General features: G+C 69.4%; 5 protein-coding genes. 1 reads left to right on the top strand and 4 read right to left on the bottom strand.

Features of this window, described 5'->3' with window-relative positions; all coding sequences use genetic code 11:
* Positions 1-137 precede the first annotated feature (137 nt).
* Positions 138-1,760: an IS1634 family transposase gene (locus JQN72_RS17485; protein ID WP_204136419.1), complete on the top strand. Its 1,623-nt coding sequence runs from the start codon at positions 138-140 to the stop codon at positions 1,758-1,760.
* A gap of 142 nt (positions 1,761-1,902) precedes the next feature.
* On the opposite strand, the gene JQN72_RS17480 is transcribed toward JQN72_RS17485, so the two are convergent.
* The 4 genes from JQN72_RS17480 to JQN72_RS17430 form a co-directional block, all read right to left on the bottom strand.
* The gene (locus JQN72_RS17480) at positions 1,903-2,316 is read right to left on the bottom strand and encodes a hypothetical protein (protein ID WP_204136418.1); all 414 of its coding nucleotides are present in this window, start codon (positions 2,314-2,316) and stop codon (positions 1,903-1,905) included.
* 257 nt (positions 2,317-2,573) lie between these two features.
* Entirely contained in the window at positions 2,574-3,086 is a 513-nt protein-coding gene (locus JQN72_RS17475) for a hypothetical protein (RefSeq protein ID WP_204136417.1), read from the bottom strand.
* A 53-nt stretch (positions 3,087-3,139) separates the two neighbouring features.
* The gene (locus JQN72_RS18615) at positions 3,140-9,295 is read right to left on the bottom strand and encodes an RHS repeat-associated core domain-containing protein (RefSeq protein ID WP_307812802.1); all 6,156 of its coding nucleotides are present in this window, start codon (positions 9,293-9,295) and stop codon (positions 3,140-3,142) included.
* Between the two features lie 294 nt (positions 9,296-9,589).
* On the bottom strand, positions 9,590-10,177 hold the full coding sequence (locus JQN72_RS17430; RefSeq protein WP_204136416.1) for a (2Fe-2S)-binding protein: 588 nt from the start codon (positions 10,175-10,177) through the stop codon (positions 9,590-9,592).
* Positions 10,178-10,264: the final 87 nt, after the last annotated feature.

The raw sequence follows: 10,264 nt of genomic DNA, 5'->3' as shown, positions 1-10,264 counted from the left end.
GACCTCGTCAAACGCGCCAGCTCCTCCCGGTCACCCTCACGCAACACCAACGCCGGAGCCGGACGATTCGCCATACCTCATCGTCCCAGCACACCAACCGTAAATCAACTAACTACACGCGACACTAGGCTCATGCGATGGCGTGGGTCCGGCGGGTGCGCACGGCGTCCGGGGCGACGGCGGTCCAAGTCGTGGAGTCGGTGCGGGGGCGCCGGCGGATTGTCGCGCATGTCGGGTCAGCGCATACCGAGGCCGAGTTGGGGGTGTTGCTCGAAGCCGCTCAGCAGTGGCTGCGTGATCCTAGGCAGGACACGTTCGACCTTGATGTGGAACAGGTCCGTGGCCGGGCCGAGATGGTCGCGGCGCGGGAGCCGGTGCTGCTGTCGGCCTCGACGGCCGGATCAGGGTGGGTCTCTGCGCCGCGAGTGGTCGCTACGAGCTCACGGTTGTTGTACGACGCGCTGGGCGGGGTGTACGACCGGCTCGGGTTCGACGCGGCACTGCAGGACCGGGTGTTCAGGGATCTGGTGATCGCGCGGGTGGTGGAGCCGACCTCGATTCGTGACGCCGGGCGGGTGTTGCGGGACCTGGGTGTCGACCCCGCGAGTGAGAAGACGATGCGACGCACCTTGGCCCGCGTCCAGGCCCAGGGGTACCGGGAGAAGGTGGCGGCCGCCTGCTACGCGCATGCCTCCACCGCAGGTGATCTGTCCCTGGTGCTCTATGACGTGACGACGTTGTACTTCGAGGCCGAGAACGAGGACGAGCTGCGTAAGGTCGGCTACTCCAAAGAGCGCCGGGTGGACCCGCAGGTCGTGGTCGGGCTGCTGGTCGACCGACAAGGCTTCCCCCTCGAGGTCGGCTGCTTCGAAGGCAACACAGCGGAGACGACCACCTTGTTGCCGATCATCCAGGCGTTCCAGGAGCGGCACAGTCTCGCCAGCATGGCGGTGGTCGCTGATGCCGGGATGCTCTCAGCGTCCAACCTGAAGGAGCTCGACGCAGCCGGCGTCAACTTCATCGTCGGCTCCCGCGTCACCAAAGCCCCAGGCGACCTGGCGTCGTACTTCCGCTGGCACGGGGACGCGTTCAGCGACGGGCAGCACGTCGACACGATCACCCCGCGCCACGCGAACAGGCGCCTCGAGAACGACCCGAAACTGAAGGCCGAACCCGCCTGGGACCCGGGTGAGCATCCCGGCTCGTGGCGGGCGGTGTGGGCCTACAGCGCGAAGCGGGCCGCGCGGGACGCCAAGACCCTCACCTTGCAGGAGCACCGCGCTCAAGCGGTGATCGCCGGGGAGAAGACCACGCGGGCCCCGCGGTTCGTCAAGAACGCTGGTGGCGCGCTCACCCTCGACACCGCTTCGCTGGCCCGGGCGAGGTCGCTGGTCGGGCTGAAGGGGTACGTGAGCAACATCCCCGCCACGCTCATGCCCGCCGACGAGGTCATCGGGTCGTATCACGACCTGTGGCGGGTCGAGCAGTCCTTCCGGATGTCCAAGACCGACCTACGCGCCCGGCCCATGTTCCACCACACACGCGAGGCGATCGAGGCGCACCTGACCATCGTCGTCACCGCCCTCGCGGTGGCCCGTGAAGCCCAGGCCCGCACCGGGCTCGCCATCCGCAACCTGGTCCGTCAGCTCCGCCCCCTGCGCTCAGCGACCATCGCGATCAACGGCGCCCAGCAGACCTTCCCACCCGCGATCCCCGACCAGCAGCAAGCCCACCTCGACGCCCTGCAATCAAGGCACTAACCAAATGACCGAACTCGGGTCCGACATCTACTCAGACACACCGCAGGGGTACCCGGGACGATCGTGCCGGTCAGGTTCGAAGACCAGCATTGGTGCCATCGCGCGTCAACGACGCTGCAAGCCTTTGCAAACACGGTGGGCATCAAGACTGTGTTTCGATGCCGAGTGCGACGAGAAACGTCTCTACCGAGTGCGCGACCTGAACCCACCGGCCCTCGACGGTCATGAATCTGACGACCGGACACGCTCCCGAAAATCGAGCGCGAATGGACCATTCGTATCCGAGTTCCCCGATCAACACCGACTTCGTCGCTTCGATGTCGTCCGGGGGAATCCCGAACCAATCGGCATCGTCTTCCTCATGCCACTCGACTGTCATCACCTCGGCCTCGTCAATGCTGTAGAACTTCCACGTCGGATCCGGGGCTTCCCCAAAGACCTTCTCGACCAACGAGACGGGCAGCCGGTCGCGCTCGGTGTATGTAGTCCAGGTCTCATCTCCCAACAGTTTTGTGATTGCGTCTGGCAGTTCGAAGCCGCCTACCCGCACAGTCATGACTTAGCCCACCGCCGTTCGGCCAGACACGCGCGTAAGGGCATCGAGAATCGCTGGACGGACCTGACTTCGGTCACAGGCCCGATCCCTCGCCGACCAGGGCGAGGTGACCGAAATCAGGAGGTCGGGTGCGATCGCTCTGGTCGCGACCACGAGCACTGCGACCACTGGACTACGTTTCCCTTATGCGCCAGATGGGAACTCTCCCAGGCCAGCGGCCTCCAGACCCTCCGAGACCCGGGACTTGGCTGCGACACTCATCGTCGGTGGCTCTCAACGTCGACCGGGATGAAGTCAGTCCCCGACGTCATGCCTGTGGCGCGAATAGCCTCAACGAGCTGCTCTGTGATGTAGAGGTCTCCTCGTGGCATCTCGGCCAACTTGAATGCCTGCCTATCGCCAAGCGCTGCTGTATGGAATGCGGGGGAGCGCAGCGCCATGATTCGCCCCGAGCTAAACCTCACCATGTCGGAGTGCTCCTCATCCAGGACCCCCGCTACCGCTTGCGCCGAGAACAGGGCGAGTCGGGCACCTTCGCACTGGAGGGGTAGTACATCGCCGTATGACTGTAGGAGTCCGCCTACGGGTTCGATTGCCTGGTCGCGAAGGACGAGGACCTCCGAACCCAGCCAGGGCAGGTCAGCTCGCTGGTGTGGGCGGCCCTGGTCATCGGCCTTGAGCAGAGTCATCCGGATGGGTGTCCACTCGCTGGCCCGCGGACGCTCGGGGAGCCTGCGAATAACCTCGAAATGTGCGGGGTCGGTCGGCACCGCCCACTCGAAGCCTTGGGGAACCGATAGTCGGAAGACGCGCGAGTGATGTGTCACGGGAAGCCTCCCGACAGCAGCTGGGATCGGATGTAGGCAAGCACATCGAGCACGTCGCTGCGAGTTGTGGCTTGGCCCATCAACGAGTTGACCTCCGCATAGTAGGCGTTGGTATGGATTCTCGAATGAACAGCGGCTCCGGTTGGGTTCGGAGATGTCATCCGACTAGGGAGGAAGACCCCATTAGCGGAGTCGTTTATGTCAATGCCGAAGCGTTGCAGTACCGCCCTGGACTGAGCGGCCTTCGCGGAGCTTCCCGCCACGATGTGGTGTGCAGCCGAACCGGCCGGTCGGGATATACCAGCGGCCTCCAAGTTCGCTGCAAGCACCCGTGAGGACGGCGCCGACAAGGCCAGTAGGCCGTTTGCGGCGCGGGGTGCGCGTGTGGCTGCTTGTCCTGCTCGTAGAACTGCGTTGACCTCGCCGGCTCCGATGAACAAGGAGGCTACGGTGAAGCCGATGCCTCCGGTGTCGTGCCAGTAGGAGTCGGGGTTGAGACCGGCCCATCGCTCGAGGCTGTCAGCAGAGTCGCTGTAGCAGTCATAGAGCGACCTGCCTCCTCCCACGGGGATGAAGGACCACCAGGCGGTGCGTGCACCCAGGTCGGCAGCCTCGCGACCAAACCCGGCCTGGACATTCCAGTACGAGCCGATGGGGTCGGACGTGACCTCCTCCCACATCTGTGAGGCGACGTCGGCGGCTTGACTCCACATCTCGGGGCCTTGTCCTGCCAGCACCGGCGGCACTGGGACGTACCAGCACGCCTTGCACATGCCGCTGGGGTCGGTGTGGGTGAGGGGCTGGTTCTCGACGTACAGGTAGGTCGAGGTGTAGGCCGCCCCGTCGGTGGTGGGCATGGGGTCGGTGGCGGTGAAGCGGCCGAGGGCGGGGGCGTACTGGCGGGCGCGGTTGTTGTAGAGCCCGGTGACGGGGTCGAGGTACTCGGAGGCGAACCGCAGTGGGTTGTCGGTGACGGCCTGGGCGGTTCCGGTGGTGGTGAGGGTGACACCGAACGGGTCGAACTCGTACCCCCCGAGCACGGTGCCGTCGTCGGACACGAGGTCGGTGACGTTGTCGTGCAGGTCGGTGACGTACCAGGTCAGGTCGTCTCCGGTGGTGAGGGCGAGTGGCCCGGCCACCCCGTGGTCGAGGTGTTGGTCGCCGGCGGTGCCGGGGGCGTCGACGGCGACCAGGCGGGGGTTGCCGCTGGCGTCCCAGGTGTAGCTGGTGGTGGCGCCGCCGGTGGTGGAGGTGACGCGGTTTCCGGCCCCGTCGTAGGTATAGGCGATGGTCCCGTTGCTGGTGGTGGCGGCGGTGAGCTGCCCGGCGAGGTTGGTCGCATAGGTCGCGGGGTGGGCGCCGGTGACGGCGGTGAGGGTGCCGTTGTCGTCGTAGGTGTAGGCGTCGAGCTGCTCGCCGGTGGCGGTGTCGGTCGTCGTGGTGAGCCGGTCGGCCTCGTCGTAGGTGGAGGAGATGTCGCCGGGGTCGGCCACACCGGTGCGCACGCTGCGGGTGCGGTTGCCGTTGGCGTCGTAGGTGTAGCTGATCGAGGGCGCGCCGGCGGCGCAGGTCTGGGCGTAGCAGGCGCCGGTGACCTGGTCGTCGTCGTCGAAGGTGTAGCTGGTGTGCCGGGCCTGGCCGGCGTGGGTCGCGGTGGTGGCGAGCGGGTTGCCGACGGGGTCGAGCTGCTGGGTCATCGACGTCAGCTGGCTCTGGCCGCGGGAGGTGGTCGTGCCGGTGGGACGTCCGGCGCGGTCGAAGGCCCACGTCGTGGTCGCGGCGTCGGCGCGGGTCAGGCTGGTGAGCCGGCCGGCGACGTCGTAGCCGTGGGTCACGGTGTGCTCGCCGACCTGCTGGGTGGCGAGGTGACCGAGGTCGTCGTAGGTGTAGCTGGTGGTGCGCCCGCCGGGCTGGGTGCTCTGGGTGAGGTGGGCGGTGTCGTAGGTGTAGGTGAAGCTGTCGTCCCCGCGGGTCACCGCGGTGAGCCGGCCGGCGTCGTCGTAGGTGCGTTCCTGGTCGCCGTGGTCCTCGCTGAGCCCGTCGGCGATGCTGGTCAGGCGACCGGCCTTGTCGTATCCGTAGCTGATGGTGGGGGTGTCGTCGCTGAAGCTGGTGGAGGTGGCCCTCCCCAGCGGGTCGTAGCCGGTGGTGATGGTGCCGTCGCCCTCGGCCGGGGTGGCGGTCCCGGCGGGGGTGACCACGTGGGTGCGGTGCCCGCCGGTGTCGTAGGCGAAGGCGGTGGTGGCGCCCCCTGGGGTGGTCACCGACGTCAGCTGGTGGCCGGCGTCGTAGGTGTAGGTGGTGTCGTTCCCGCGGGGGTCGGTGCGTACGGTGACGTTCCCGGCGTCGTCGTAGCCGTACCCGGTCGAGCGTCCGCCAGGGGTGGTGACCTTCTCGACCCGCCCCGCGGGGTCGTAGACGTGCGTTGTCGTGTGCCCGTTGCCGTCGGTGGTCGCCACGGCCTGGCCCGCCGCGTCGTACGCGGTGGTGCTCGTGTGCCCGAGCGGGTCGGTGGTGGTGGTCAGGTTGCCGGCCGGGTCGTGGGTGAAGGTGGTGGTGTAGTCGGCGGCGCAGTCACAGCCGTCGACGTTGCCGCGCGGGTCCGTCGTCGCGGTCCGGTGGCCGGCGTCGTCGTAGGTGTGGGTGGTGATGCTCGGTGGGGTGTCGCCCCAGGGTGAGCCGACGGTCTGTCGCAGGAGCAGGCCGCGGGGGTCGTACTCGTACCGGGTCGGGACGCCGTCGGGGCCGGACTCGTAGGAGACGCGGCCGCGGTCGTCGTAGCCGCGGTTGGTCCTGCCCCCGGTGGGGTCGGTGACCGTGGCCACCCGACTGTTGGCGTCGTAGGTGTAGCGCGTCACGCCGCCGGTGGGGCCGGTCTCCGTGGTGACCCGGCCCATCTCGTCGTAGACCGTCGTGGTCTCGATGTCGCCGTCCCCGGCGGGGTCGGGCACGGTCGTGGTGGTGCGCCGCCCGGCGAGGTCGTAGCCGTAGCGGGTGGTGTGCGCTGCCCGCTGCGCCGCGCTCTGGCCGGGAAGGTTCCCCCCAGGGGAGCGGCGGCTCGTCATCCGCCGGTCCAGGTCGTAGCCGTAGGTGGTCTTGCGGTCCAGGGCGTCGGTGACCGCGACGAGGTTGTCGACCTCGTCGTAGGCGTTCGTGGTGACCCCGCCGGTGGGGTCGGTGACAGTGGCGACCTGCCCGGTCGGGGTGTACGTGGAGGTGGTGGTCGCGCCGGTGGGGTCGGTGGTCGTGAGCCGGTTGCCCTCCCCGTCGTAGGTGTGCCTGGTTTCCCGCCCGAGCGGGTCGGTCTCGGTCAGCACCCGCCCGGCGGCGTCGTAGCTGTACCGCGTGGTGTACTCGCCCGCGCAGTCGCAGCCCGGCACGGTGCCCCGCGGGTCGGTGACCGCGACGAGGCGGTGGGCGTCGTCGTAGGCCATCGCCGTGACCTGCCCGAGCGGGTCGGTGACCCGGGTCAGGTCCCCCGAGGCGTCGTACCCGTACGTGGTGCGCTCACCGGCAGGGTCGACCACGGCGGCCAGCTGCCCGGCCTGCGTGTACTCGTAGCGGGTGCGATCGATCCAGGTGCCCTCGCTCTCCAGGCGCCCGTCGTCGGTGTACGTGTAGGTCGTCTCCTCGTACCCGTCCGGCATGACGTGCTTGGTGACCCGGCCGGCGTCGTCGTAGGTCCACCTCTCGCGCAGGTTGAACGGGGCCGGCGTGGTGCGGGTCAGCATGTTGCCGCCCGTGTCGTAGGTCATCGTCGTCGCGTTGCCGAGCGGGTCGACCACCGCCACCCGGTTCAGGTCGTCGTCGTAGAAGTACTGCGTCTCACCGCCGTCGGCGGCGACATGCCGGATGATCACGTTGCCGTGGTAGACGTCCTTCGTGACCCCGCCGCGGGGGTCGGTGATCGTCTCGGTCTGAGCCGCCTCGTCCCACGACAACGTCCAGGTATGACCGGCCTCGTTCGTCTGTTCCACGATCCGCCCGGTCTCCGGGTCGTACACGTTCCGTGCCGCGACATCGCCGTTGCCGTCCCGGATCCCGGTCAGCGCGCCCGACTCCTCGTCGTAGCTGATCGTCGTCGTCGCGCCGTCCACCCCGATGACCTTGGTCAGGCGCGGGGCCCCCGCGATCTCGGTGTACCGGTAGAGCACCCGGCGGCCGTCGTCGGTGCTCACCCCTGTCACCAGACCCGGCCCGCCCCCACTGGTGTCCGTGGTGAACCGCAGCGACCGGCCCAGGCTGTCGGTCACGCTCTTGAGTACCCCGTCGGTGCGGTAGGTGTAGCTCACCCCCTGCCCGGTGTCGTCGAGGTCGCTGACCGGGCGCCCGGAGGCGTCGAAGGTGAGCACCTCACCCGAGGTCGCCGTCAGAGTCCACCCCGACCCCGCATCCCCGACCAGGGTGGCGGTCACCCCGGCGCCGCCCACGTACGAGCCGTCGCTCTGGGCCACGAACCGGCCACGCCCACCCGTGCCGTCCCGGAACACCACGTTCCCGGTGTCCTCGTCGACCTCCAGGGCCGCGTCGAACGCGTGTGTCCACCCCGCCCCCAACACCCCGACCCGATCGTCCCCACCGTTGAACGTCCGCCCCAGGTCCAAAGCCACCCCCGGAGCCGGCGCCGCCGGAATATCCACCTGGGTCTCCACCTGCGCCCCCGCCGCGGTGTTCACCGGGTCCAACGGATGCTCCACCACCCCCGCACCCCGGAACCACGCACACCCACACCCGAACGTCTGGTCCACCGGGATCGGCGGCGGCAACGGCCGCCCCTGGTACTCGATCGTCAGCTTGAAATCCCGCACACGAGCTGCGTCCGTATCTGCCTGTTGCCACGCCTCCGCGGCGGCACTTCTGCGCGCAGACTCCTCACATCCGTTGCACCAGCGCGCGACGCCGAACCGGACCTTCTCCCCCTGTCCCTGCCGCACCCAGTTGGTGATCGTCTGCCGCACGTCGTACGCCAGCGCACGCCCGGTCTCGACCGGTTCGTAGTCGTAGTCGAAGATGCCCTCGCCGACCCAGTTGCCCTGCTGCTCGTCCATCACGGCCACGACGTCCCAGGCGGTCTGCGGATCCGCATGGTCGTTCGGGAACGGAATCAACGAAGGGGTGAGCCCGTCGAAGGTGCTGTTGTCGACGTCCACGGCCGTGACGACCGCCGAGGAGATCGGCAGCCACCGCGGGAAGTTCGACAGGTTCGCGTGGAGATACCCCACCTCATGCCCGACGAAGATGGACCCGTCACTGGTCGCCACCAGCTCACACCCAGCCTCAGGACAAGTGTCCTGATAGACCGGCGCGTAAGCCGTCGCCAACGTCCCCGCCGGCCACGTGTACTCGATCGTCGGGTCCAGCACGACCGGGAACTCCCTGCCCTCCAGCCACGCCTCGTCCACCGCGAGCGTGACCTCCCAGCCGCCCTCGACCTTGGTCACCGACTGCGACGCCGACGTCTCCGGCCCCGGCTCACCCCCCTGCTCCCACGCCACCGCCCGACCCAGCTCGAGGAACAACCCGTCCCCCAGATCCCGCTCGAACCGGTACCCCCCGCCCCCGGTCGGTTCCGGCGTGCCCAACAGCCCCTTCGGGTCCGACACCCGGAACGTGAACGACGTCGGCGCCTCAGCCGACCCCAACACCAGCATCTTCTCCACCCGCGACCCCGACACCCGGTACGTCAGATCCGTATCGGTGGCCACCGACGGGTAGGTCACCGTCGAGACCTCCTCCCCGCCCTCCACCGTGGGACGGACCCGCCGCGCACCCGGCATCGACACCGTCGCAGACCCCTGCGCCAGACGGACATCGAACAAGCTCGCACGCGGGTCCGTCCCGAACCACACCGGATGCGCCATCGCATCCGCCTTCGCCGCCACCCGGCCACCACCGGCCGACAGCACCCCCGACAGCTCCCGCCACCCATCCTTCGTGCGGGTGAACCGCACCGACGAGAACTGCTCCACCCGCGTCACGCCGCTCTCGAGCTCCCGGGTACGGCTCGTCGGAGTGAACCGCTCCAGCAGGGTGGGCTCGGGAGCCTTCGCCCGAGCCGACGCCCGGGACTCCCCCCGCTCCCCCGGGCCCCTCGGCTGGGGGGTCGGGTCGCTCGACACCGACGACGCACCCGCCCCACCCGACGCAGCCACCGCCGGCACCTGCACCCCGGCGACCACCGCCACCACACACGCCGCCACAGCCACCACCGACCGCAGCCGGCCCACCCGACCAGACACAGCAGACCCCGACACCATCGCGAACCTCCAGAGCACCCCGACGCACCACGAGCACTCAGAGACTGGCGCACCCCCACACGGCCCGCCTCCCCAACCACAGCTCTTGACGAAAGATTTACGGTCCAGACCGTCGACGGTCATCATTCGTCGAGCACGCCGGGACGCCCGGAGCCGGCACCTGGGGCAGGACGCCTGCGAGACAGGCCGCTACGGCGCCGCCGTCCGCAGGCGGGGGCATCCGGCGCACTCGTGGCACCCGGGGAGCGCGTAGAGCAGACAGCAGGAGGCCCGCTCGGGCGGCACGGACGGGGCGGCACCCGTCGCTGTATCCGCGTCCTGACGTGCCGCCACCCACATGTCGTCGACGAGGGCCGACCGGACGTGCGGGCCGAGTCGCACCGGGGCCTGGTAGGCGTGCGCCAGCGGTTCCGCCACCGCCCGGTAGTCCTCCTCGGCGGCCTCGAGGCGGTCGGAGCCGCTCCGGTCGTCCGGGTGGAGCGAGGTGATCCGGACGACGTCCGGGACGAGCGCAGCGGAACGGGAGAAGCGCAGCCCTCCGAGGTCGCCCGCCCGCCACGGGCCGGTTGCCGCGGCCCAGGCCGCGGTGTGCGCGGGGACCTGGAGCAGCCACTGGAGCACGAAGACCGCGGCGACGGCCGGCGGGGCGACGCCGTCGTACCACCGGGCGTGCAAGGCGGTGAGCCGCGCCTGCCACGAGCCGGGGTCGAGGTCCAGCCCGTCCGGGAGGTCGGGGCCGGTGGCGGAGAAGCGGAGCCACGCGTGCCGGGCGGACATACGAGCAGCGGGGGGGCCCCGCGCGGGGGGGGGGGCCCGGGGGGCCCCACACGTGGTGGGGAGGGGGTGGGGGTGGCGGTGGGCCCC

Origin of the sequence: Phycicoccus sp. CSK15P-2 (genome assembly GCF_016888005.1) — a bacterium.
GTDB lineage: Bacteria > Actinomycetota > Actinomycetes > Actinomycetales > Dermatophilaceae > Phycicoccus.
The sequence above is the reverse complement of the archived record's forward strand: the minus strand, read 5'-3'. Positions and strand labels throughout refer to the sequence as shown.

Bases quoted from the DNA above. Each gene is read 5' to 3' on its own strand.
- JQN72_RS17485 (WP_204136419.1), top strand. From the start codon at position 138: ATGGCGTGGGTCCGGCGGGTGCGCACGGCGTCCGGGGCGACGGCGGTC.
- JQN72_RS17480 (WP_204136418.1), bottom strand. From the start codon at position 2,316: ATGACTGTGCGGGTAGGCGGCTTCGAACTGCCAGACGCAATCACAAAA.
- JQN72_RS17430 (WP_204136416.1), bottom strand. From the start codon at position 10,177: ATGTCCGCCCGGCACGCGTGGCTCCGCTTCTCCGCCACCGGCCCCGAC.